Here is a 24,974-nt window from a genome sequence, read left to right as displayed (position 1 = left end):
AGAACAGAAGGGCGGGATGTGCATGGGTACGAGCATGGAACGAGAACAATGGGCCATTTTCTTGGCAGCGATCTGCGGACAGACCTATACACAATTCACCAATACGGACGGCTCATTTGTCCTTCCGCTAAATTATTCGCTTTATGACACCATTGAGGCGAACTCCTTAATCAGCGTGTCCGAGCGCTTTGGGTTTATTCTAGAGTCACCGGATGAAATTATTATCGCCTTTCGGGGCACCAGTTCCACGACAAACTGGATCTCAGATGCCATCGCCTCCCAAAAAAACTTCAAATATATTAAGGACTCTTCTCTCACACACCGCGGTTTCACTAACATATACGCCTCTGCTCGCGGCCAGATTATGTCGGCACTTAACCAACTTCCTACCCACAAGACACTGTTCATTACCGGCCACAGCCTTGGAGGAGCGCTCGCAACCTTATGCGCAGTCGATGCGGCCGCCAACACGGACCACCAATCCCCTTATGTATTTACCTATGGGTCCCCTCGTGTGGGAGATCCCGATTTTGCCAAGGTCTTTGCCAAATATGTTCGAAGCAGCTGCCGCATTGCTAACCTGTTTGACGTCGTAACGCACGCCCCGCCTCATATCTACAAGATGCCAAAACGAGAGAAGAAATTCTATTACAGCCATGTGCATACCCAATGGCCCTTGACCTTCCAGAATGGGTCGGTGAGCGGAAACCACGTGATCGGAAGTTATTATACGGAGCTTGCCAAGCTCCAGCCGCAATTTGCCGAACGCTTAAGTTCGACGAATCCCGAGTTCTGTCCGGTTGTAGAATCACCTTTGGAGAAGGTGTAAGCCTATTTTTCGGATCATAAAAGAAAGCGGATTTCCCTGAGAAAGGAATCCGCTCTTTTATTTCTGATCTAACCAAGAATAAATTACACATGAGTACCGGTTAACATCGGGAACAAAATCTTCATTTCAGCTTCATTCGGTCTTCTGCCATAATCAGCAATTTCGAAAGGCTCTGCATATTGTACGCTGGCTGCATGGTCTTGGCCATATTGCTTCGCAAGTGAGGGCAGCATTTCGTTCGAGACGCTCAGGAACCGATCCCAATACTTCAGAATAAAGTCCCGCTTCTCTTCCCAGGTATTCGGTACCGCATCCAAGAAACCGCCCTGCCAAGGTGCAAACTCATAGAATTGGGAAGCGTGGGCATCACAGGCCAGCAATTTTTTTTCGATGACGCTTCCTGCATCGAAGACAATATCCGATTGATACGTCGCCCGTGCTGCATAATCCGGCATCAGCAGAAATATCGGCGATTTCTTCAATGACGGCACTTCAGGGACGGCATTAGGTACGTTCGCAACAAAATCTGCCGCATCCCGAACTACCTTCCCGACATTGCGGTTATCCACATGACCGGGACCGTCCGGATGGAACGTAATGACGATATCAGCCTCCCAGCCACGAATTTGACGGATCACTTCCTTGCGTACTTCGGGCGTTGGCATCAATTCGCCATCGGGAATGGGTAGAACGACGTATTCCAGTACCCCAAGACATTTTGCTGCCTCTTGCGCTTCTTGAATCCGACGTTCGACCAGCTGCTGCCCGCTCATTTCATGATGACCACAGCATCCATCGGTTAACGTTACAAACTTCACCCGATGCCCCATCTCCGCGTAAGCTGCCGAGATCGCGCCAGCATAGATTTCAGGTTCATCCGGATGCGCTGCAATGACAATCACATTGAGAATTTTAGACATCTGCTGCTTCCTCCTTGTAGTTTCTTGAATATTCGATCGATATGATACCGATTACTTCGTCCGTTTCATCAATGGATGATCTTCCTTCAACTCCAGCAAATCCCACAGGTTCCCGTATAAATCCTTGAATATCGCCACCATGCCGTAATCCGCTTCTTTGGGCTCTCTTACAAACTCAATTCCCCGCGATACCATTTCACGATAATCTCTCCAGAAATCATCCGTGTTTAAGAATAGGAACACCCTGCCGCCCGATTGGTTGCCTATAAATGGCTCTTGCTCCGGCTTGGACGCCTTGGCAAGCAATATTGTCGTGCCAGCCGATCCGGGAGGTGCTACGACCACCCAACGTTTATCTTGTTCAGGCTGGTATGTATCTTCAATCAAGGTGAAATTCAGCTTTTCGGTATAAAATGCGATAGCCTCATCATAGTCCTTCACGACTAACGCGATATGGACAATGGATTGTATCATGTTCTCTCTCCCTCCGATATGATTGTTCAATTCTTGTACGATCATCATGAAGTTCCCGTCCGGGAGCTGTACATCTCCCATAAGGACCGAATCCGAAAGGTACACTCAGAAGCCTCGTATACCACCATTCTACCGCTTTTTCCATATGGTTAACATGAATAAAAACAGAAGCTATCTTTTTCTGAATTAACGGGTCAATTAGGTTGAAGCTGCTCAACCGAGTTAGCGGACTGAATTAATTCTTGCTTATCTAACTTAGGCTGGCCTTCATTAAGAAAATATACAAATCTATACGTTAAGCCGTTATTTCTCCACCACAATGATTGATCATCATCATCTTCTTCATAATATCCTTGAATGCCATGATCCAGAGCGTGGCTTACTTTCCCTCTCGCAATGGATTGTTCACTGTATATCTGGTCAGTCTCATCATAAGTAATGATTAAATTATAAAGCTGCTGTTTATTAGTATTCCTATGGTGATATACCACTTCCTGAAATTTCCCTTGCTTGGTTTCATACGATTCCAAAGAAGCGGTTTCTTCTGTTACATCAATTGGGATGTATGTTGGAATCTCCGGGGTGAATTCCAGTTTGGATTCAATAAGCTCAACCGGCTGCTCAGTTAAATACATATAATTTGTAGTTGAACCTTCAGAGTTGGTCTTACATGATGTAATAACAATCAACACAAAAAAGATTAGAACGCGTTTTGCTACTTTCATGAACCCCTCCAGATTGAGATTGGCATTAACGATTCATTAAACTGGCTCCTAGAACGGAACGCATGGTTGCTATTAGTTTCAGCTCAACTAGTCTTTCCTACAACTGTTTACCTTCAAAGAACTCTTTCTCCAGAATGGAGTAATAGAACTGATCCGTCCACTCTCCCTTCCAAAAAAGCTCTTCTTTAAAAACAGCTTCTTGGGTCATACCGATATGCTCCATAAGAGCTGCAGATCGAGCATTTTGCGAATTGCACATACCAACCACTTTATGCGCATGCAGCTGTTCAAAAGCAAATTTCAAAAGGAGCTTAGCAGTCTCACTTCCGTACCCCTGTCCGCCATGTTGAGGGAGGATCGCAAATCCCAATTCCCAACTCTTCCTGTAGTCGATATAACTCCACACTTGAGCAAGTCCGATTGGAGTTCTATTCCGATCATTCACTAAACGAACGATAAAATCATAGCTTGTTGTTTCGCTTCCCTCATTGATTTTGTCCAGATAGTTGCTTCGAACAACTTGTTCCTCGGAGGGTACGGATTCTTCAAACTGCCATAAATCCCGATCGCATTCAATCCTGCATATAAAATCCAAGTCATCGTTTGTGATTCTAGATAAGATTACGTGTTCTCCATAGATCTCCATAAGGGTCCTTTCTTATTACTATCATAGTATGGATTCATACGCATAAATACGATTTTTCCTACTCAACCTTCCAAGCATGTGCTAATTTTATGAGATCTTCTTTCGCTTCTATTTCACTATCACCTATAACTTCTCCTTCAATATAATAAGTTCTAATTAATTCCTCCGACTTTCCTTTAACGGGTTTCTGAATGTATATCAAATAAAATATTTTATCTGGAGCTGGATAAACTGCCGAACCACCATGTAGAAATCTAATTAATGTAGCCTGACCAATTGGCAGGTGTATACTTTCTTTGTTCGTTATTTCCGAATGATTTCGAATGCTCACATGTTCTGTCGGACCATCTTGTTGTCCAACCATGAGCTTAATAAGATTGTTACCTTTCCTTAACCAGATTCTATATGCTCCGATCAATTTTTATCGACAGCGAAAGAGCGATGTTACAATATGAGAACTTTCTTGCATACAACTCATCATCTACCTTTCATCAGAATTTTCTAAGCTTTGATACATATTTTATTTTATGGTATTATATATGTAATAGAGACCAAGTGCGGCGAACACTTGGTCAATACAGTTGGCTTGGATGGTTTATTCCCTTCTAAGTCATTCAGGAACGAAAAACCCACCTTCGGCGCTTAACCTTTGGGTGGGTTTTTACTTTTTCTTGTTGTTATTATTAATGTATGTTAAAAGAGCAAGAATGAACGATCCAAACAGAAACATAATCGTTAATGCATCCTTTACCTCCACGGCTTCACCCCCTTTCGAAGCGAAACCATGCCCACCCAAGATTCAATTGTAGTTATATTTTATCGTGCTGACTGCCATCTCAAGTTTTGCAGTCCAATATAACGCCATTTGTATTTCCAATATCGAGCGTTGGAGTCAGCTTCACAGCTGCAAAGCCCTCCTCTGTTTCGATCAATTCCCCAACGAAATAGGCATGCCTTTTATATTCGGCCAGAAGTATCTTTTATCATCACTTAAATTGAATAAGTGTTCCTCTTATTTTCTCGGTTTCGATATACCTATCTATCGCATCTTGCTCTGTTTTATATTGCTCTACCAACATGCCGACGATGACAAGTATGCGAATGATCATGATAACTTGCCCTTTAATTCTCTCAGTCTTAACAAAATTTGAGCTGCATGCCCTTTCATACATACGCTGATAAATAACCCTTCGTTAAATCGATCCCCGCGAATATAACTGGTCATTAATTTTCTAAGGGTTTCCAGATCAACGTTCATGATGCTGCTATCCATATTGTTATCTAAGTTCCTATAGATCTCGTTCTCCATTAACCAGTCGCTCCAGTTAAATACCATTAAGAAGCCGACATCATCTAACGCTTTACGAAAACTTCCAATTTTCTCACTTTCGCACATGTATCCATTTACTTCATGATAAAAAACGGACCCAGGATCCTGGAAATATTCGAGGTATTGGAGTAATCGATCCACATCTACGGAGGTTAAGTCTGCGTCATACGGCATTCAATCACCTCACTGATTCTAATTAATCCCTGCACAGGGTTCCCACGGCACCTATGGATTCTCCCCCTGAGAGCACTAGTTCTACTAGCGCCCTATCGGAGCTTTCCTAGCCTCGAATGTAATCATCTGATCCGCTTTAACGGGTTTATTCAACCATGCATAGTCAGCCGATTTCGTGATCTCTTCATAACCCTGCTTCTCTAGCATGAGTTCAAATTCGTGATATCCATACCAACTTAGAGGAAACCGTTGCAGCTCGGTCTGAATCAGATTCCCTTCCTTCCACTTTTCATATTTCATAATCGACACAGTTTTCTGCTCCAGCAGATTCATTTCCGTGATTCTTTCTTCTAATATGATCACTTCATGATCAGAAGTTTCCCAAGTTCTAGTAGAGGCATGATTCGCTTGGATATCAGTAGGAATAAACAAATCCATAATTAATCTGCCACCAGGTTTCAGATGAGAATAAAAATGATGCAGTGCGGCGACTGCCTGCTCCCGACCCTCCACTAATTGGAAAGATCCGGCGGGAATGATAATGGCTTCATATGAATCCGTCAATGCAAAGTTATGCATTTCGTCTTCATACAGTTTAGTTGCAAGGCCCAATTCCTCGACTCGTCTTCTGCAAGAATCCAGCATGGCTGCTGAGTTATCGACACCTTCCATATCGATCCCCGCTTGAAGCAACGGAATTAACACTCTGCCTGATCCACAGCCGACTTCCAGGACTTTTCCTTTTACGTCCTTCAGACGCTCTAAATAATACTCCACGTCACCAAACGAGAAACCTAAAGGTTTACTCAGATCATACACTTCCGTACACAGCTCTCCGTACAAACTATACATAGGATAAAACTCTCCAATCTATATGTATTTTTTCGCTGTTAATGCCCTCTAAATCAGTATCATTACACTTCTCTTTTCTCATCCGGTCGATAGAGGATTCTTTGGTAATCCCAATCTTTAGTATCCATATCGCCTAGATACATTCTCTCATGCTCAGGTACTCGTTCATATTTCTCTCTAAGTTTTTCTCTGTAAAACTCGATGGGATTTTCTAAATATAAATAATAAGCATCCCTGCATTCTTCGAGCGCTGTTTTCTCTCCATTCAGTTTCTTGTGAAGATCCATGAATTCCTTATGTTTCTCCTCGATCTCTGCCGCATACAGCGGTTCAGATAATGTAACCTCTCCAAGTCCGGCCATGCGAATAGGCAATTCCCTATCAAAGGTAGTAAACAAAGTCCCGTCCTGAAACCAAACGTTTGCTTCGTCAAGATGGCACTGGACGTCTTGAGGCAGGTTGTAGATCATGACTTGACCGTCCTGGTAAACATTCAGATGAACTAAATAGTTCGCACCTTCGTATTTCATGAAAATGTTGAAGCTGTCACCCTCCACCGTCTGATGAACAGTTCGCTTTTTACATAAAAATCAGTGGGACGGGGAGAATGGGCCACTCTTCTGGCTTCCCATTGCTTCTGCTCCCGCTCTGAAATTTCATATATATTCACGAATTCCGGATTCAAGAGCCGAATGGTCTGCTCAATGTGCTCATAGTAGCTTTCTTGATTAAATCTCCAGTTCGCTTCCTTGACTTGGAACGCACCCAGGCCATGTATAGACAGATTTTGGCCAACCGGTACGACAGGCGTCAGCCAGTTGGAGTCGATCTTGTTTTTTAAGCCTTTAAGGTCAACAAGCTCCCAGCAATTCGTCATTCCATCATCATAAATATCTACATCAATATAAAAGTACTGCCCTCCGTTGCAAATCATCCCCGGGATGGTTGTACCTTCAACGATTTTGGATCTTCTAATTGTTTTCATAGCAATCACCTTTTCGATTATAGTTAATGATGCTTCCGTCTATTGCGAGCCTGGTGGCTAAACAGGATCGTAAAGTTTGAACCTGTAATCCGCATGGTAGGTGAAGCGATTAGTATCTATTTCTTTAGAGGCATTCCTTACATCATATAAGAGAGCCACAGGAAGAACTATACCATTTATATTTATAAACAATCTCTACTTAAAACGATTCCCAAGGCACATTCAAGACCCTGGTGTTCTTCTTCGCATCGTAGCGAATGGAGTCATATTTAACGCTTGGGTTTTTAATCGATAATGATTGATTGATCTATATGCCTAGTATGCTAATGACCTTGTGATTCTGCAGTTGAAGCGCGATCCAGTCCACGAATTCCTGCATGAGCCGGATTAATTGATCCATATTCTCTTCCAGGGCCTCGATAAAATCCGTTTCAGACGAAGTAAATATGAAGCCAATATGCTCCTTCAACTCCTCCGCTTGGGGACGGCCTTTCAAAAAAATCAGGGTTTCTTCAAGTCTGTTCACGATCCGCCTCCATCTTTCTGCATCCAATTCATTGAATGCATAGTGGTCGTACGGTTCATATTCTTTTTCAACGGCGCTTTCCAGGTAACCGAAAGTCTCTTCATCCATATAGATCGAATCCACGTTCCAGCACCGATTCCGGTAAGGCCCCGGCAATACCTCTATGTAACATGAACCTTCCAGCTCATCCAGCCTGTATATTTTCATAATACCATCCTTCCTGTTCCTAGCATTCTCATTCTATATTACATCCTCATTTCCGTTTGGTAAAAATAGCAAAAGGACTCCCCCGGCTCATGAAAATCATGGCAACAGGAAGTCCCCTATGTGTGGTGCGTTTAAGCTACGCTCTTAAAAAGGCAATGTAATCCGTTATGATCCCCTTGTATCCCAAATGCCGGAGCATTGTAGTGATATTGCCTCTATGATATGTTCCATGATTTACGACCTGCTGGAGAATCTCCGAAATCGAATTTTGAAATACTTCCCCCGCAGTGTTGTGATAAGTCACAACCTTCCCCATATCGTGAGCCGACGTTAAATATTCACGATGCTCGGTTTGGAGCTGGCTCATGTATTGACGAGCTGCTTCCATATTTGCAAATGGTCTCGCGACAAGCGACGGAGGACTTTCCTCCTTGATTCGGGCAAACCAAACTTCCTCCGCAGCTGCAAGGTGACCGAGGACTTCCGCGATGGAGTTGAAGCCCAGATTCACTTCCTGGAGAAACACGCCTTCCGGCAAGGATTGCAAATGATTCAAAACTCTTTCGTTCGCCCACATGTGATAGTCGTACAATTGAAGATACGGTTTGTTCATTCTGCTCTCTCCTCTCTTGATCGCTTTATCGGTCGATCGGAATGCACGATATCCTAATACAACATCGATCCCGTCGAAAAAGCCCACGGATTCTACACCCGATATGAGCACAACAATTGGCTTTATATATGGGTATTCTCCATTGGATTCGGTTATCCTTTTTTCAACGCGTTCAGCCCCATTGGACCTTGTGATTCTTAGCCTTTCACCTGTAAACTCGCGATCTCTCCTCTTGTCGAGTCGGGGCCGACCTGAATGCGGAACTCGCCGGGCTCCACCAGGGGCTTCATGTCAAGGCCGATTAGTTCCAGCTGCTCGCTGCCGATGATGAATGTTACTTCCTGCGTCTCTCCAGCCTTCAGGAATACCTTGCGGAACCCTTTCAACGCCTTCTCGGGACGGGTAACGGAAGCGGCCAGGTCCGAAACGTACAGCTGAACGACTTCCACGCCGTCCCGAGCTCCCGAGTTTGTCACGTCGATCCGGACCGTGGTTTCGCCACCTATTGGGATGAACTCCGGCTCGACCGTCAGGTGGCCGTAACGGAATTCCGTATAACTTAACCCGTAGCCGAACGGATATTGGGGCTCCAAATCCGTCTCCAGGTAACGCTTGCCCCGGGTCCGTCTTGCATTATAAGGAATCGGCAGCTGACCGACCTCCTTCGGAATGGACAGCGGCAGCCGACCGGACGGATTGACGTCGCCGAACAGTACGTCCGCGATCGCGTTGCCTCCCTCCTGGCCGGGATACCAAGCTTCTACGATCGCCGGAATAAACTCGTCGATCCACGGCTCCGTAATCGGCCGTCCGTTAATATAGACGACGACCACCGGCTTGCCAAGCTTTTGGAGCTCCTGCAGCAACTCCAACTGCACGCCCATCAGCGTCAGGGTCGAGCGGTCAATTCCTTCCCCACATTCCATATCGCTCTCGGCATGCCCGGTCACGACCGAGGCGCCGGTTCTCAGATCGATGGTGCCCTCCCCGAAATCCCGTGCGCTGGAGCCGCCAAGCACCATCACGATGACATCGGCTTGCTCGGCGCACGCCAGCGCCCCAGGAAACCCTTCCCTTGAATCGCCTTGAATGCGGCAGCCCGGCGCATACAGAACGCGGCTGTCTCCCAGCCGTCGGCGGATGCCGTCCAGCACCGTCACGATCTGCCCCGGCGGCTGAGGGGAGGTATAATCGCCAAGCTGATTATACGGCGCATGGGCGTTGGGGCCAATGACGGCAATCGTTCCGATACTCGGACCCAGAGGCAGCATGTTCCCCTCGTTCTTCAGGAGCACGATTCCTTCAGCCGCTGCTTGGTAGGCCAGTGCGATATGCTCTTTGCAGCCTATGACCTGCTCTGCCCAGGCTGGATCCATATAAGGCCGATCAAAGAGACCCAGCCGAAACTTCAGTTCCAACACGCGGCTGGCTGCCTTATTCAGATCGTCTTCGGTGATCAGCCCTTGCTCCAGCGCTTGGTGAAGATGTGCCCGGAACATGGTCCCGGACATCTCCATGTCGACACCAGCCTTTAGCGACTGGGCTGCCGCTTCCACGCCATTTCCGGCCGTATTATGACCGCATGCCAACATATGGATAGCGCCGCAATCGGTAATGACAAAGCCGTCGAAGTTCCATGCCTCGCGGAGCACGTCTTGCAGCAGGTACCGGCTGGACGTGCAAGGTACTCCATCGATTTCGTTGTAGGCCGTCATGACCGACAAGGCTCCCGCTTCAACGGCCTTGCGAAACGGCAGCAGATCGACTTCGTGGAGCTCCCGGAGCCCGATATGCACCGGTGCCCCATTGCGCCCTCCTTCGGAAGCGCCGTAGCCTGCGAAATGCTTCAGCGTAGCCAGCAGGCTGGTATGCGAATCAAGGCGCTCTCCTTGCAGTCCCTGCACGGCGGCAACCGCAAATTCGGCCACCAAATGGGGGTCCTCGCCGAAGGTTTCTTCGGTACGGCCCCAGCGGGGATCGCGTACCACGTCCAGCACCGGCGAATAGGTGGCTGCTCCCCCCTGAGCCCTTGTCTCGGCGGCAACGGCGCGGCTTATGCTGCGGAACAGTTCCGTGTTCCAGGTGCTTCCGATCGTGAGCGGTACGGGGAACACCGTCGCCCCGATCGCCATATGTCCGTGGGAGCATTCTTCCCCGAACAGAATCGGAATCCCCAGTCGAGAGTGCTTCATCGCGTAACGCTGAATCGCATTAACCGCTTCCGCCCCTTCCCGCGGGGACAGTCCGTTCGCCAGCGTCACCCCGGTCCAGGGATCGGCCCGCAGCGTACCGTACAAAGAACCGATTCCTCCCTCCGCAAGCTGCGACTTGAACTCCTCGGTAAGCTTGATCGTACCGTCGTCGTTCCTTATGTAAGCTTTCCAGCCGAACGGCTGGATCAGCTGTCCGATTTTCTCCGCCGCCGTCATCCGCTCCAGCAAGTCCTCGACCCGCCGCGAAACTGGCCATGCAGCGTCCTTGTAGTCCATGGCGCACACCCTTCCTTTTTCCAGTTAAAATCGTTCAAAATATGATTACATACAACCGTTCGTTGAATGTTCCCCCATCCTATAAGGGTTCGGGTTTAGGCTCTTTCCCATCGAATTCAACGCCACACCGCCCAAGCAGCAGCCCTTCCGACGTTCCCAATTGAAGAAAAAGGCCCTCCGGCACGATCCGCTCGACCGGAGAACCTCCTCTATGTGTATCGTGCAGAAGGCCGCGCTGTGACTATCCAGGTCAACAGAAAGAACCCTCTTCCAACCGTTTAAGGGGCGAGTACGCCTCAAGATGGTTGGCTCTGCCGGATCCGTACCTCCTCCGGCCGGTATACGGTCCGCACTTGTCCCCCGGCATCGGTCATGAACATCACGGTCCGCTCCCGTTCCAATTCGAAGGCATAAACCGCCTCGGTTACCGGATCCCTTACCTCAACTTCTGCGCTTGCCCCATGCTCGGAGACGAAGACGTACAAGCTTCCATGCCCGAATGCCAGCTTGCGGCCGTAGATTCCGGGCAGCTCGCCTCCCTTCAGCCATTCCAGCTCAGGCGAAACGGCTGCGGAGCGGATAGCTTCCGCGTACAACGCTTGGATCGGCTCCCACCGCTCGTTCATCTCGACCGGGAGCGGGTACCAGACGAACCGTCCCGCGCCCAAGATAACCGTGATGGGCTCTAGCGTCCCATCCAACCGGCCCGCCGGGCGATCCACCGCCAGCGCGTTAATCTTCCGTTCGCCGAACGAAACGGCGAAATGCTCTCCCGCCAGCTCCAGCGTTTCTTCCCGAAGAACGTTAGCATGGACGGTTTCGCCGATCTCCTGCTGCAGGCGGTGCGGCGCCGGCCCCCAATACGCATCGTTGCGCAGCGGGCCCGTCCACAGGACCGTGCTCCCTTCCCTTGCCAGGTCGAGGAGCTGATCAAACGCGGTATCGTCGAAATTGTGCGCGCTCGGCACAATGATCAGCTTGGCAGGATAGCGCTTCAGATCCTCCAACTGGTATTCGCCGATGCCTCGCGGATGGACGTTCATGCCGAACGTCAACGCGCGCATAGCCCTCGTCGTTGCTTCGTATGCCAGCTTGCGGCTGGAAAAATCATTCGAATACGGGTAAACGACGGCGATGTCCTCGAGCTGCCGTTCATCGTCGAACAGGCCGGCTGCTTCCTTCATGAAGCGGCCGAAGTCATAGGACACATCCGCTTCGGGCTTCTGCGTTCCGTCCGCCCGAAGCGCCCCGATGTTGGATTCGTTGGCGTTATCCATGAAGTAGTTAATATTCCAAATCCACTGCACGGCCCCCGCGCCTCCTGTCGAAAACGCATAGGCATACTTGCGCTCCAGAATGCTGCGCAACTCTTCCTCCGTCCGTTTGGCGATGCCGTCCGGACGCTGCACGTGCATGATGCCGGTCTCCTGGATCAGATTCGGCTTGTCCGGCGTTTTGGTGAATATACCGTCCCAAGCCAGGTGATCGTTCTGCCACCAGGAGTGGACCGTCGTATAATCGACTGCGGGGCCATAGAACGACGGCGACGGGCGCTGGGAGCAGATACCCTCATCCTGCCCGACCGTCACCAGTTGGCGGGGATCGGAGCGGCGAATGGTGCCGATGAGCTCGGATGCCCACCGATTGTGCATATCCATGGTGAACAGCGTGAAATCGATCCACGGTCCCCACTTCTTCGGCTGCAGCACGCTGTTGAACAGCTTATCGTCCGGACTCGGCGCCGGCGCCGAGTCGAAGGACGGAAGCTCGCCAGGCGTCATGTTCCAGCGCTCCTGAAGCAGCGTGAGATCATCCCTGTGGCGCTCCCGGAGCCACTCGGACCAAGCTTGCCGCTCGAATCGGTCCCCTATCGATACCGGCCCCTCGAAGATTCGCTTCGGATCGAACAGCGAAGGCTCATTGATCAGGTCCCAATGTACGTTGGTCGTGCCCCTGTGACGACCCACGATGGAGGCGACGAAGCGTTTTTGCGCCTCCACCGATCGCGGATCCAGGTACGGGTTCTCGCCTTCCCAGGCTTCGGGAGCAAACGAGAAGAACGTAAACGTCACTTCCAGCTCATGCCGCTTGGCCGTCAGGATAAAGGCATCGATCGCCCGCATAACGTCCTCGGCAGCATGTCCGTCGGCGTACATGATCATCCGGTATCCTGTCCATATACCCGTCCGAATCAGGTTGATCCCCGCCCGCTTCATCTCCGCCATATCCGCATCCCATCGCTGCACGTTCGGCAGATGGAGAAATTTGCGTGCGACGTCGGAGGTCATGTACGTCATGCCAACGATCGGAACCGTCCGCCCGCCGCGGTGGAAGTAATCTCGCCCGCATTCCAGCCGCTCTCCCGCCTGCAGCAGCGGACGATCAACGCCCCATATCGCCTGGGTCAGGGTGCGGCGCTCCCCGGAATCGGACTCGGCTTCGCAAACGATCCGGTACAAGCCCGCTTCCAGCCGTACGGGTACGGACAAGCGAAGCTGCTGCAGATCCCGCTGTTCCATGCCGGCTTCCGACTTCTCGTGTCCGGTCCAGACGATCTCGCCGTCGTCTTCCTTGATAAGACTCACCGCAAAATGCCAGGTCTGCGCCGGGGCGGACGTCCGGGACAGCGTCTGCAGCTGGATCGTCAACCGCATCTGCTCGCCCGGCTCGTAAGAGGCATAGTTCGGCTTCAGCCACAGCTCTGTCACGCCTGTTCCAGCGTATTCGGCCAGATCCTTCAGGATGTCCATCCCTTTCGTATCCCAGAACGATGCCCTCAGCTGCTGGTTGATCAGAATCCAGCGGCCCCCCCGCGTAATCGCCCTTATGCTGTTCCAGCATGACGACCGGAGCGGACCGCTCTCGTCGATCACGGTCCATGCCGATCAGCAGCGGCGAGATGACGGCGTCCATCGGACCGCATGCCCCCATCTCGGCCGGGATGTCGCTCGCTTTGGTCGGATGCAGCGTCAAGCCCCAGGTCGGCTCGATGCCGAACAGCTCCTCGCGTCCGTGCAGAATCGGAAATTCGGCAGAAGCCTTCAGCTCCCGGACGCGCGATACGTCGACCGCCAGCGCATCATGGATATCCATTCGCTGATGATAAGCCAGCTGCTCGCGTTCGGCATGCCAGCTTCCGTTCAGCTCTCGAATCGGCCTGCGGAAAGGCACGCCACCGGCATGAACCAGACCGCCGCCGGCCTTCAGGTGGGCTTCGATGGCCGCCCAAGCCGCCTTCGGGAAGTACGGTCCATGCAGGTGAATCAGGGCATCCCAGCCCCCTTCCGCCAATCGCTCGACCACATCCGCAGCACCGGCGACATCCGCCCATTCCCGCACTCGCTCCAGTGATTCGGTAGATGGGCGTTCGCCTTCATAAGGAAAATGTTCGTCGTAAAAAACCAGTATTCTCATCGCTTACTCCTTTCTCGCGCGCGGCTGGCCGTCGACGTATACGGATGTTCCGCGCGTCCGGGCCCACTCGGCGATCCGGGAAGGATCGCCGGTCCATAGGCGCTCCAATCCCCATTGATTGGTCTGCGGCCGCTCCTCGCATTCGATGCGGATGACCGGGAACAGCTCGGTCGGACGTTCCCGCGGCAGCCCTTTGATCCACAGCACGTCGCCCTCCTGTCGGAACGACAGCTCCTGCCCCGTTGTCAGCAGCGTAACCCGTGATACCGGCGTCACCAAGTCCGCCAGCCTCAGCACCGGCCTCCCATCCCAGAAGCGGATGATGAGATACAGCTTGTTGTCTTTCATCGTCTGCCGCCCGTAGGTGATGAACTCCGTGAGGTTCCCGCCGTCGGAGCCGTAGATGGCCTCGCCGTGAACGTCCAGCCACTCCCCGATCTTCAGCGCCCGCTCCACGAAGGCCGGCGGAAGCTGTCCGTCGGGCTGCGGTCCGACGTTAAGCAGAAGATTGCCGCCCACGGTCCCCCCTTTTTCCGCGCACTCGCACAGCATGTCGAGCAGAACGTCGGCCGGACGCCATCGTTCGCCGTTCGTATACCCCCACAACCGCCACGTTGTAACCTGGCTGGATTCCCACAGCCGCTTCTGATCCGGAACGATGACATGCTCCGGCGAGCCGAAATCGCCCAGCACCTCAGAATCGCCCGAGCCGCCGCCGCCGTCCGCATGCAGCTTCTCCTCCTCGGACAACCCAAGGCGGTTGTTGACCAGGATGTCCGGCTGAATCGACTTCATCCGCTCCACCAGCTTGATGCTGTCCAGGTCCTCCGCGGTTCGCGGCCAGACCCCGTCAAAAAAGAAATGATCGATGCGCCCGTATTTCGTGACCAGCTCTTCCACTTGGGCATGCAAATACTGCTTCATTGTCTCCCAGCCCTCCGGATCCTTCTCCGGTCCGTCGAAGTAAGCCGGGATCCGCCAATCGATCCAGGAATAATATAAGCCGACACGAAGCCCCTGGGCTCGGAACGCATCGGTAAATTCGCGCACCAGATCCCGGCCGGGCGCCTGCTTCGCGCTGGAATAATCCGTCGTGGCCGTATCCCACAAGCAATATCCGTCATGATGCCGCGTTGTTAAGCAGGCATATCTCATCCCCGCCTTGCGCGCGGTGTACGCCCAAAGCTCGGCGTCAAAGAACTCCGGATTCCACTCGCAGGCCTTCTGCGCGTATTCGGCCTGGTCCAAATGCTCCCGGAACAGAACCTGCTCGCCGCGCCCGTATTGGGCATAAGGCCCGAAATGAATAAACATGCCGTACCGGCTTTCCGTAAACCATTGCCAGCCTTCCCGGATGGCTTGTGTTTGCTTGGTCATGAACTACGTCCTCCTTATTCTGCACGGCTCTTGCCGTGCGGCCAGCCTTAATAAAGACTTTCGCTTCTAACTCTTTGAGAAGTCTCAAGGCTTCTTATGACCTTTACTCTAGCCCGGGAATCCCTGTCTTGAACACTTTACTTTTGAGAGAAAACTTTGATTTTGGCCAATATCGGAGAATTGAAGCCGTAAGGCGGCGCCCATGATCACTCCCGAATCCCCTTAGACTCGATTCGAAATTCCTCACGGCCTGCTTCATGGTTCATGCACGAAAAAAAGCAATTCCTCCCCGGCACTAACCGGGAGGAATTGCCCTGTTTAAAAATCATGTTCATTGCCGCCGATCGCGTCTGCACTTACGACTGACCGGCTCTCCACTCATCGAATTGCCGTTTATATTCCTCCACGACTTCATCGAGACCGGCGGACTTCATCGCGGCCAGCATTTTATCGTAGGCGTCCTCGTACTTAACGACCCCATGCATGACCGGATAGACGCTGGTCTTCAGCTCTGCGATGCAATTCGCGTACTGGGAAGCGACGTTTGTCGGATCGAAGGTGAAGCCGATCGTGATGCTGTTCACGGCATCGTCCGCAACCGTCGTACGGCGCTCCAGCCGCGCAGGATCTGTATTCGTCGGGTAACGGTTCATCTCGACGTGGCCGAGCAGCCAGTACGGAAGCTCATAAGCCGGAGAACCGTTCTCGTTCTTGGCCAGATAATCCTTCGTATTCTTGCCGGTATCCTTCCAATGGACGTCCTTCACGCCACTCTGTACGAGATCCATGTTCTCCTGGCTGCTGTACACCCAATTCAAAAATTGAATGCCGGCCTCCGGATGCGGAGACGTGGCCGAGATCCCGTTGGAATTCCGGATCGCGTAGGATCTAAATTTCGGCTGGTCCGCCAAATAGTAAATATCCAGCTTCGCGTCCGGGAATGTTTGAAGAATGGCGTCGCTCAAACCGACGTCACCCGGTCGATACAGATAACGCCCGGCCAGCTCCTCCTGATTGATGACCTCCGTCGGTGTCGTAAGCAGATCGCTCATAATCAGCCCGCGCTTGTATGCCTCGTTCATGTACAACACGTCTTTTTTGAACTCCTCGGTTTCAAACCAGGACTTCACGTTCCCCTGCTGATCGATATATATCATGTTGTCCGCCACGGTAAACGGATAGGTGTCGTATGTCGTATGCAGGAAGTAGGCAGGCTCCTCCAGCATCTTGATATACACGTTCTTGTTGTCCTGCGGCCAGTTCTTCTGCAGCGTCTCCGCCGCATCCAGCAGCTCCCCCGGTGATGTCGGTGGCTTCAGACCGTTTTTCTCGAGCAGATCGGTGCGGATCGTGAACATGCCATCGTTATAAGCGGTATCCGCCCAGAAATTCGGCACGTACGTGATCTTGCCGTTGATTTTCGACGACTCCCAGATCCAGTCCGGCATGGAAGCTTTCAGCTCGCTGCCATACTGATCCAGCAGATCGTCGATCGGAATGATTCCGCCGCTGCCGGCAAGCACCGTCGGTCCTTTTGTATCGTGCATGATGGCAATCAGCTCGAACTCCTCGCCCGTCGACATCATGAGGTTGGTCTTCTGATCCCATACGTCCCACGCGATGTAAGTCGGTTCATACGTGAGGTTCAGACCGTCGGCCTCCAGCTTCTCGTTGATCGCTTTAACTGCCGTTTCCAAATCCTGCGGCGCGGAGCCCGGAAGCAGATACCGGACCGGCAGCTTGTCCCCTCCGCCGTTCTCGCCGCTCGCCGATCCGTTCTCGCCGCCGGCATCACCCCCGCCGGAGCAGCCTGCGATTACGGATACCATAAATATCGCGGCTAGCCATAGTGCTAGCGCTTTCCTTTTTTTCATGTGTGTCTCCCCCTGTCTTCATTTGGTTTGCTCATGCGGTACGATTCCTATCTTAAGGAGACATTAGGGATGACGTATACTTCAAAATGATGATTTTCGCCATTTTAAAACGCTTGTAAGAGGTTGTTCAGAAAGTCATCTTTTGATCACGAGGCAGGTCAGGAAGCAGTCTAAGGCGTCGAATCTGAATTCAGCCGGGCCTTCCGTTGCTCACGTAGGTTTGCAAGCTTATGCTTCCGAAGCCGTTTTCTTATGAAAACGTTCAGCTCCGCTACTCAGTCCCTAGCTTCATCCAACCTAAAGCGTTTTGCAAAAACGCACATCGGAAGCAAAGACTTCGGTGCTGAAAAGTCGAATTTCTGAACCCGCACTTTATCTGCCCGTCACTGCGCTTTTTTCGTCTCGATCGCATGCTGGCTTCGGAACTGTGCCGGGGAGATCTGGTAGTGCTTTTTAAACAGCGTATAAAAATAGGTCGTATTCAGAATGCCCACCTGCTCGCTGATCGATTGAACCGACTCCTCGGTGCTTGCGAGGAGCTCTCGGGCCTTTTCCAGTCGAACGGCATTCAGGTAATCGTTGAACGACAGCTCGCAATGCGCCTTGAAGAGCTTGCCGACATAGCTGCGGGACAGCTTCACCTCGCCCGCGACCTGCTCGAGCGACATATCCGGCCTTGCATAATGCTTGCGTACGTACATCTGGATAAAATCAACTACCTCCGCATGCCGGACCGCTCCCGATTCCTCGGACAGGCTGCAGAGCCTAAGGGCAAGATCCTTCAGGGCATCCGCGGTTTCCTGCAGCGTCTGAAAACGGGTAATCCGCCGGGTAAAGTCAAGGAAGAGATCGGCGCTTTCCCGATTTTTCACCGTATGGACATTGAGCTGCTTGTACAGGCCCCCTATGAACTGGTTGATGAAAAACATGACTTCATGATAGTTGTAATCGCGAATTTCCTTAATCCACTGATCGATTTCCTTCTCTGATTTGTCCCGCTGCTGCAGCTTGATGGCCTCGATGATGCGCTTCTCCCGCTTGTCTGGATACTGCGCCTCGGTATGCTCCGACTCCGCGGCGATGACCGGATCGCCATGGAACATCCTGCCCTTGCCTGCGAAGAAGCGCTGCTGGAAGCAGGACTGCGCGCAATCGAACGATTCGCGCAGCTCCTCGTAAGTCTGCGCGGCAGTTCCGATGCCGACGGTGACGGACACGCGGAGCGTGCGGAGCATCTCGCCCTGCAGCTCCTCCAGCATGCCCAATACATGGAGCGGAAGCCGGCTCTGCTTCATGGGGAGAATGATCGCAATGGTCCCGTCCCCCACCGTTGCCACGCTCGCTCCCTCCGGTTCCAGCATCTGCTGGGCCGCCTGGGCGACGGCTGCGCAGGTATAGGACTGCAGCTCCTCGTCCTCGCCCCCGGGCGAGCCGTCTAAGCTGTCGAGCAAAAGGACAGCCGCCAAGAAATAGGGCCCCTTGCCTTCCCGGGCCAAACGGCGGAATGCCGTCTCGTCGCCGCCTTTCAGCAGCTGCAGCACGTGCGCCTGCCTGGCGACGGAAGCCTCGGACTCCATCGACTTCATTTTCTCCGTCATTTCGGCATAGGTTGTATCCAATATGGCAAATTCGTTGATTTGCCGCCGGTTTTCCTTCATTTTCGGTATGGCGCTCATTTTCTCCAGCAGGTGGCGGATCGGGTTGTACGCATGATGCGTCAGCCAGATCGACAAGAACATGCTGACGACGAAGCATGCCAAAGCGAGAACCAGCGCCGACGTTCGGAGGGCCTGCATGTTGAACAACAGATTTTGATATTGGCTTACGCTGATAAACGTCCAGTTCATATCCCTGGATTTGACGTAGGTAACGAGGCTTTTGCGGCCGTCGATGGAGCGGGTGAAGTAACCGCTTTCCGCGTCTGTTTCCAGAATGGACTGGACATAGGATTCCTGCGATACATCCTCCATGAACCGGGACCGATCCGAATGGGTGATGATGGTTCCCTTGTCGTCAATGACGTGCAGTGAATCCACCGCTTCGTTGCGGTAGCCTCCGATCAAATCCTGGATGGTGTCGGTGCTCATATTGATCACGATCGCGCCCTTGGAGCTTAACGGCGAATAATAGCTCGGAAGGAGGACGAAAGTAAGGACATCTTCGCTCCGGTTCGCCGAAGTGGCGGAAGATATCTTGCGCGGAAACAGGTGAAAATAAGATGTATTCTTGCTGTTGATCTCCTCCAGCAGCGCCTTCTCCTGCTCCTTGGTAATCCCCTTCGTATTCAGATACGTGTTATTCGAGCCGTTATAGATCCCGATCGAATGGATGAACGGATAGGTGGACTGAACTCGGTTAAGGGTGCCGAACACTCCATACTGTTTCACCGGATCGGCCTCTTTGTCCAAAAGGGCATTCACGATCTCCTTGTCGCTGAGCAAAAGGTTGCCCACGTTATACACCTGGTCGCGGATGACGCTGGATACGGCGCTGTTCTGCTTCAGCATCGACTCGGATATTTTCCCTACCTCCTTCGCGGTGCTCCAGGAGAACATCATGTACAGGACGACGGTTACGAGGGCAATCATCGCTGCCGTGAGCAAAACAAAGCTGAGAAACATATTTCGATACACTGCATAACGGAATAATCGCTGCCGGATCATATTCTCCCTCCTTATCATTCGGTCTGTATAGTCAACTGAGATCTTATCATTCATGAAAATTACTAACATTATATGTAATATACATGTTAATTTAATAGGGTTGCCTAGCCATCCGATCGCTTGGAACGGATCGATATTTTATTCTCATCTTACATTTGCTCAGGGCATACATCAATATGAAAACGCATTCTTTATTTTCCTCCCCAAACTCCCCTTCATAGACTTCATCGGCTAAACCCCTTATAAAACCAAGCTTTTCTGGTTATTATTCAATCCTGGCGACACTGTGCGAAATACTCAAATTCGAAGTTTTTGCCGTTTTTTAAAGCAGGCGTTCCCCCTTTCAATCCGCTCAAACTCCATTTTCATAGTTTACTGCACGCGGCAACTCTCTTTACACTCGAATCAGAACTGCTACGCTTGCAGCCCCCATCACTTACGAAAGGACGTGCCTACCTATGAAAAAAAGCCGCTCCGGCTTCCTGCGCGAAATCCGTTCGAACGGATCCGCCTATCTGCTCGTCGTACCGGCTGCCATCTATACGCTGGTCTTCGGCTATTTCACGCTTCCGTACATGCTCATTGCGTTTCAGAAATTCAACTTCAAGACAGGACTCTTCAATTCCGCCTGGGTCGGCTTTGACAATTTCAAGTTCTTCTTCTCGTCGCCCCGGGCGTGGGAGGTCACCTTCAACACCTTGAAGCTCAATTTTCTATTCATCATCGTCGGCACGCTCGGAGCCATGGCGCTGGCCATTCTGTTCAATGAACTGCGCAGCCGCTGGTTCTCGAGGGTGACGCAATCCACCATTCTGTTCCCGCATTTCTTGTCATGGGTCATCGTCAGCTACATCATCTATAGCTTGCTGTCGACCGATTACGGCATCCTGAACCGGATCCTGGCGTTCTTCCATATTGATCCCGTCAACTGGTACGCCTCGCCACAGTACTGGACGTGGATCCTTACGACCGCGGCGGTCTGGAAGGACCTCGGGATGAACCTCGTCATCTATCTGGCGGCCATTACGGGGATTGATGACAGTTATTACGAAGCCGGCCGGATCGACGGCGCTACCCGCTGGCAGCTCATCCGCCATATCACCATTCCGCTCATGCTGCCGACCATATCCATCCTGACCCTGCTGGCCTTGGGCAAAATCATGTACGGCAGCTTCGACATGATCTATGCCATCGTGAAGGACAACGGACTGCTGTATCCGACCGTCGACGTTATTGACACGTATGTGTTCCGTTCCCTTCGCACCATCGGGAATCCGGCTCAGGCGATGGCCGTCGGACTGTATCAATCCGTGGTCGGCTTTATTCTCGTATGGGGCAGCAACAAAATCGTGAAAAAGGTGAATCCGGACCATGCCTTGTTCTAAAGCGTGCCGGAACCACTCGGAAAGGAGCCTAACTTAGATGACGTCCAGACCCAAATTTTTCGACGCCGTAAACACCGCCCTGATTGGCATCATCTCCATCCTCTGCATCCTACCGATGCTGCTTGTGCTAATGGTGTCCTTTACCGACGAAGCCAGCATTAAACAATTCGGCTACCAGCTGTTTCCGAGCGAGCTGTCGCTTGATGCTTACAAGCTGCTCCTGTTCGGCAGCACGCCGCTGTACCGGAGTTACATGATCTCGATCATCGTGACGGTCGTCGGCACGATCCTTGCGGTCACAATCACGTCCATGGCCGGATATACGCTGGCCGCCAAGCATATCCGTTACCGCAACGGGCTCGGATTGTTCTTTTTCATTACGATGGTGTTTAACACGGGCCTGGTGCCCTGGTATCTGATCAACCTGAATCTCGGCATGAACAACACCATCTGGGCCCTGATCATACCGTCCCTGGTGTTCAACCCGTTCAACCTGTTTCTTGTACGCAACTACATGTCCCAAATTCCGCCTTCCCTGACGGAGGCGGCCAAGATCGACGGCGCGAGCGACTTCTATATCGCGTTCCGGATCTACTTCCCGCTCTGCATGCCCGTTCTGGCCACGATTACGCTGTTCTACGGCATTGCCTACTGGAACAACTGGTTCAACGCCATCATGCTGGTGGACAACGAGAAGTTGTATCCCCTTCAATACCTGCTGTTTAAGCTGAACTCCGAGATCAGCATGATCCAGCAGATGCAGAGCAGCGGCGCCATCCTCGGCACCCAGACGCTTCCGCAAGAATCGGTGAAGATGGCCACCGCCATTCTGACGATCGGTCCGGTGGTGCTGTTCTATCCGTTCCTGCAGCGATATTTCATAAAAGGGCTGCTGATTGGCTCTTTGAAGGAGTAAAGGTTTTATCCACATGCCATGGCCTCAGGACATGAGTCAGGTAATCAGGTTTTACTGAAATCAAAGAGGCTAACCGCCCTCACGGTTAGCCTCTTTTTTTATATGCTGGATGTCTTTATGGATGCAACCTCTGCCGCTTCGGATGGAACATCATCAACGAGGGTTAGTAAGCGTAACCCTGATGTTGTGCATGGGGTAGTAACGGTAATCCGGTCTTCGAAAAAACAGGATGAATGCTAAAACGCGTGGCTTTTGACTTCCCCTTGATAAGCCAATGCATCCTGGGCCCTTAACCGCTGAACTTCGCTTAGCTCCGACAACTCGGCCCATTTATACTCAGAGTGCTCCGAACTAAGGATAATTTCCTCATGAAGAGGGATCGAACAGCGGAATATGCCGACCTGCGCGTTGATATGACTGTGATAATAAAATCCGGTCAAAACCGCATCTTGCAGGGTAAGGCCCAGTTCTTCGCGGCATTCGCGAAAAATGGCTTCATGAATCGTTTCACCGGGGTCCACCCCGCCTCCGGGCAAACTCCATCCCTTGTTCCCATAGGTCCGTTTTAATAAGAGCAGCTTGCCGTCGGCGTTCGATATGATGGCATGCACACCAAATCTGTATGTATCCTGAAAGCCCAAATTTCATCCTCCCATCCTGACATTAAAATGCCATATCCGCTAACGCAAACGATCCTTCATTTCCTCCAGCACAACTCCCCACCATGAAGAGGAACGGACGGCAGCAAGATCCATGTCTTTCAGCTCCCGCTTCATTTGTTCGAAAGCGCTCTTCCACTCGCGCTGAGTCTGCGAGGCGTCCGGTCGGGTTCTCGGCTTGATCTCCCCTCTCCTGAACTTCTCAAGTTTCAAACGAGATTCTTCTGCCGTCAAGATCATGGGAGGGGGATCGGGCTGCAAGCGCTCCGTTTGCTGTTTGAATCGTAGCACGCGGTCCATAAAGGCGAGCAGGCTCTCGATGGAGGCGTTCATGTAGGTCGGTTTCTGTATACCGCCCTCCGTTACTGCCCATACCGCCCCTGTGTCCCTTTTGATCGCGACATGAAGCCCTTCGCTCCAGATCTCCCTTCCGATCGCAATATAGTCGCCATGAACATCCCGCAGCGGTAACGCTTCATGAAACAGAAGACCCAACGGGGGCTCCTGCGGATCAAAGACCGGCATTCCCCGATGCACAAGCGTTTCCACCGTCTATCGGGCACTCCGAGACGATCCAAACTTTCCCTCATATAAGTCAGCACTCCGTGATCATACAGCGTATGATATTGCGGCTCCATTCTAACCCTCCCCTAAAATCCTAAACCGGTACGCATTCTGTAACCTATAATGATGTAGCGGGGTTTACAGATATTCGCCGAAATAAAACTGCAGCGCCTCCTCGGAATACCCGTCGCTTCCTTGCCACTCCGACATCGAGAAGAAATCGTCGTCCCTCCTCGGACGCGTGCGGGGCGTATCCTTCGGAACCAGCACGCCGGCATATCCAAGAACCTCCATCAGGACGTCTCGTTCATGCTTGCTTGAAGACAGGACATCCTTCAAGCGCTTCTCCAAATGGCGGGGGCTTTCCGATTCGGCGCATTCTTCGACGGCTGTAATCAGCTTCCTCAGAATGGCGATATCCTCATCGTCCACCATCAGGCCCTCCTCATGGCTCAACAACTCCAGATCGAGCCAGCAGTAGAGCAGCTGATTCAAGCGGATGCCTCCCCATTTGACCCGTTCGAAATTCAGCACGTTCAAGTCGGTATTCACATAATCCCGGTCAGACTGCATCCCTGCGTGATTGCAATCCCCGCAGCTGCTATAATTCGGCATGGCCGAGCGTCGTTCTTCGTACGTATGAAGAGGCAGGCGCGAGGTCAGCGCCCAGCTGGAAAGCGCGCTTCGCAGATGCACTTGTCTCGTGGACAGGCTGTGCAGAAAAGCAGCCGCAACCTTTTCTTTTGTCACCGTCTCATGTAAGCTATGAAGCCGCTGAATCAACTCATCATGTCCGATGGTGATAGGATCGAACATCAGCCCCATGCTCTTCGCGTAATCAAAATCCTCGCCAGCGAACGGCAGAGGACTCCTCTTCCAGCCGCTGGATGACCAGAACGTTTGCGATAAAATCTTTTTCGCCTTTTTGTCCACAGCTTCTCACTTCCCATTTATTTCTTTCTCATATCATATCAAAACAAGCAAAAGATTTATTTAAATCCTTCGATAATTTCATTCATTTGTTGAATATGTCTTTGTTCATGCAAGTACAGTGATTTAACCCATTCTATTAATAACATCTCTTTAAAGACGGGGTGGGTGAAATGTCTTCTGCTTAGCACCGACGGGTCTTCTAATGAATGGAGCAGTTCCGTTAGCTTCTCTCTAGAATGATGCAGTTTCTCGACAATTTCTTGATATTCTATAATTTCATCGGTTGGTTTAGCAATGTCAGGAGCTTCTAACTTTCTACTTCTGTCCAGCAGAAATTCCAAAGGTTTATTCTCAATAATTGAATCTTCCTTGCCCTTCAATCCTCTTTTAATAGCAACCACATACAATTCTTCTGTCTT

Annotated in this window: 21 protein-coding genes and 2 pseudogenes; 3 read left to right on the top strand and 20 right to left on the bottom strand. The window is 51.5% G+C overall.

All coding sequences use genetic code 11. The features are described 5' to 3' along the window. Positions 1-22 precede the first annotated feature (22 nt). The gene (locus AB4124_RS18890; protein ID WP_441973855.1) at positions 23-829 is read left to right on the top strand and encodes a lipase family protein; all 807 of its coding nucleotides are present in this window, start codon (positions 23-25) and stop codon (positions 827-829) included. Between the two features lie 83 nt (positions 830-912). Here the strand turns inward: AB4124_RS18890 and AB4124_RS18885 are convergent, their stop codons facing one another. The 16 genes and pseudogenes from AB4124_RS18885 to AB4124_RS18810 all read right to left on the bottom strand — a co-directional run bounded on the left by AB4124_RS18885 (position 913) and on the right by AB4124_RS18810 (position 20,098). Further along, positions 913-1,749, bottom strand: a complete 837-nt coding sequence (locus tag AB4124_RS18885; protein ID WP_441973854.1) for a PIG-L deacetylase family protein — start codon at positions 1,747-1,749, stop codon at positions 913-915. A 51-nt stretch (positions 1,750-1,800) separates the two neighbouring features. Beyond that, the gene (locus tag AB4124_RS18880; RefSeq protein WP_441974178.1) at positions 1,801-2,223 is read right to left on the bottom strand and encodes a VOC family protein; all 423 of its coding nucleotides are present in this window, start codon (positions 2,221-2,223) and stop codon (positions 1,801-1,803) included. A 194-nt stretch (positions 2,224-2,417) separates the two neighbouring features. Next, complete coding sequence (locus tag AB4124_RS18875; RefSeq protein ID WP_339266594.1) at positions 2,418-2,948, bottom strand: hypothetical protein; 531 nt, start codon at positions 2,946-2,948, stop codon at positions 2,418-2,420. Between the two features lie 97 nt (positions 2,949-3,045). Beyond that, a complete protein-coding gene (locus tag AB4124_RS18870; protein WP_441973853.1) occupies positions 3,046-3,594 on the bottom strand; it encodes a GNAT family N-acetyltransferase in 549 nt (182 codons plus the stop codon). A 58-nt stretch (positions 3,595-3,652) separates the two neighbouring features. Beyond that, positions 3,653-3,925, bottom strand: coding sequence for a hypothetical protein (locus tag AB4124_RS18865; RefSeq protein WP_441973852.1), 273 nt, complete (start codon positions 3,923-3,925; stop codon positions 3,653-3,655). A 330-nt stretch (positions 3,926-4,255) separates the two neighbouring features. Next, positions 4,256-4,351 carry a competence inhibitor ComI gene (comI, locus tag AB4124_RS18860; protein ID WP_227793437.1) on the bottom strand — a complete coding sequence of 32 codons (96 nt, stop codon included), beginning with the start codon at positions 4,349-4,351 and terminating at the stop codon, positions 4,256-4,258. Between the two features lie 348 nt (positions 4,352-4,699). Beyond that, entirely contained in the window at positions 4,700-5,098 is a 399-nt protein-coding gene (locus tag AB4124_RS18855; RefSeq protein ID WP_441973851.1) for a DUF6508 domain-containing protein, read from the bottom strand. An 84-nt stretch (positions 5,099-5,182) separates the two neighbouring features. After that, complete coding sequence (locus AB4124_RS18850; RefSeq protein ID WP_441973850.1) at positions 5,183-5,950, bottom strand: class I SAM-dependent methyltransferase; 768 nt, start codon at positions 5,948-5,950, stop codon at positions 5,183-5,185. A gap of 62 nt (positions 5,951-6,012) precedes the next feature. Next, a pseudogene (locus tag AB4124_RS18845) lies at positions 6,013-6,935 on the bottom strand (DUF7638 domain-containing protein). 307 nt (positions 6,936-7,242) lie between these two features. Then, entirely contained in the window at positions 7,243-7,668 is a 426-nt protein-coding gene (locus AB4124_RS18840; RefSeq protein ID WP_215155489.1) for a hypothetical protein, read from the bottom strand. A 136-nt stretch (positions 7,669-7,804) separates the two neighbouring features. Next, positions 7,805-8,281 carry a DinB family protein gene (locus tag AB4124_RS18835; RefSeq protein WP_441973849.1) on the bottom strand — a complete coding sequence of 159 codons (477 nt, stop codon included), beginning with the start codon at positions 8,279-8,281 and terminating at the stop codon, positions 7,805-7,807. A gap of 197 nt (positions 8,282-8,478) precedes the next feature. Next, on the bottom strand, positions 8,479-10,770 hold the full coding sequence (locus AB4124_RS18830; protein ID WP_441973848.1) for a glycoside hydrolase family 3 N-terminal domain-containing protein: 2,292 nt from the start codon (positions 10,768-10,770) through the stop codon (positions 8,479-8,481). Positions 10,771-11,066: 296 nt separating this feature from the next. After that, positions 11,067-14,184: pseudogene (locus tag AB4124_RS18825) on the bottom strand (glycoside hydrolase). 3 nt (positions 14,185-14,187) lie between these two features. After that, positions 14,188-15,561, bottom strand: a complete 1,374-nt coding sequence (locus AB4124_RS18820) for an alpha-L-fucosidase (RefSeq protein ID WP_441973847.1) — start codon at positions 15,559-15,561, stop codon at positions 14,188-14,190. 356 nt (positions 15,562-15,917) lie between these two features. Next, positions 15,918-17,435: a DUF3502 domain-containing protein gene (locus AB4124_RS18815; RefSeq protein ID WP_441973846.1), complete on the bottom strand. Its 1,518-nt coding sequence runs from the start codon at positions 17,433-17,435 to the stop codon at positions 15,918-15,920. A 383-nt stretch (positions 17,436-17,818) separates the two neighbouring features. Further along, positions 17,819-20,098 carry a helix-turn-helix domain-containing protein gene (locus AB4124_RS18810; protein WP_441973845.1) on the bottom strand — a complete coding sequence of 760 codons (2,280 nt, stop codon included), beginning with the start codon at positions 20,096-20,098 and terminating at the stop codon, positions 17,819-17,821. A gap of 458 nt (positions 20,099-20,556) precedes the next feature. Here AB4124_RS18810 and AB4124_RS18805 point away from each other — a divergent pair, with 458 nt between their 5' ends. Both AB4124_RS18805 and AB4124_RS18800 read left to right on the top strand, forming a co-directional pair. Continuing rightward, on the top strand, positions 20,557-21,483 hold the full coding sequence (locus tag AB4124_RS18805) for an ABC transporter permease (protein WP_215155509.1): 927 nt from the start codon (positions 20,557-20,559) through the stop codon (positions 21,481-21,483). A 37-nt stretch (positions 21,484-21,520) separates the two neighbouring features. After that, positions 21,521-22,399 (top strand): carbohydrate ABC transporter permease, encoded by an 879-nt coding sequence (locus AB4124_RS18800; RefSeq protein ID WP_339266618.1) that lies wholly within the window; start codon positions 21,521-21,523, stop codon positions 22,397-22,399. Between the two features lie 236 nt (positions 22,400-22,635). On the opposite strand, the gene AB4124_RS18795 is transcribed toward AB4124_RS18800, so the two are convergent. From AB4124_RS18795 to AB4124_RS18780, 4 genes are all read right to left on the bottom strand, one after another. Next, on the bottom strand, positions 22,636-23,040 hold the full coding sequence (locus AB4124_RS18795; RefSeq protein WP_441973844.1) for an NUDIX hydrolase: 405 nt from the start codon (positions 23,038-23,040) through the stop codon (positions 22,636-22,638). A gap of 39 nt (positions 23,041-23,079) precedes the next feature. Further along, positions 23,080-23,607, bottom strand: a complete 528-nt coding sequence (locus tag AB4124_RS18790; protein ID WP_441973843.1) for an SUKH-4 family immunity protein — start codon at positions 23,605-23,607, stop codon at positions 23,080-23,082. A gap of 153 nt (positions 23,608-23,760) precedes the next feature. Continuing rightward, positions 23,761-24,555 carry a hypothetical protein gene (locus AB4124_RS18785; protein ID WP_441973842.1) on the bottom strand — a complete coding sequence of 265 codons (795 nt, stop codon included), beginning with the start codon at positions 24,553-24,555 and terminating at the stop codon, positions 23,761-23,763. Positions 24,556-24,611: 56 nt separating this feature from the next. Next, a partial coding sequence (locus tag AB4124_RS18780; RefSeq protein ID WP_441973841.1) for a DinB family protein occupies positions 24,612-24,974 on the bottom strand: 363 nt, incomplete at its 5' end.

Origin of the sequence: Paenibacillus sp. 2KB_20 (assembly GCF_052115765.1) — a bacterium.
Taxonomy (GTDB): Bacteria; Bacillota; Bacilli; order Paenibacillales; family Paenibacillaceae; genus Paenibacillus_AQ.
Note: the sequence above shows the minus strand (reverse complement) of the source record. Positions and strands in the feature narration are given on the sequence as shown.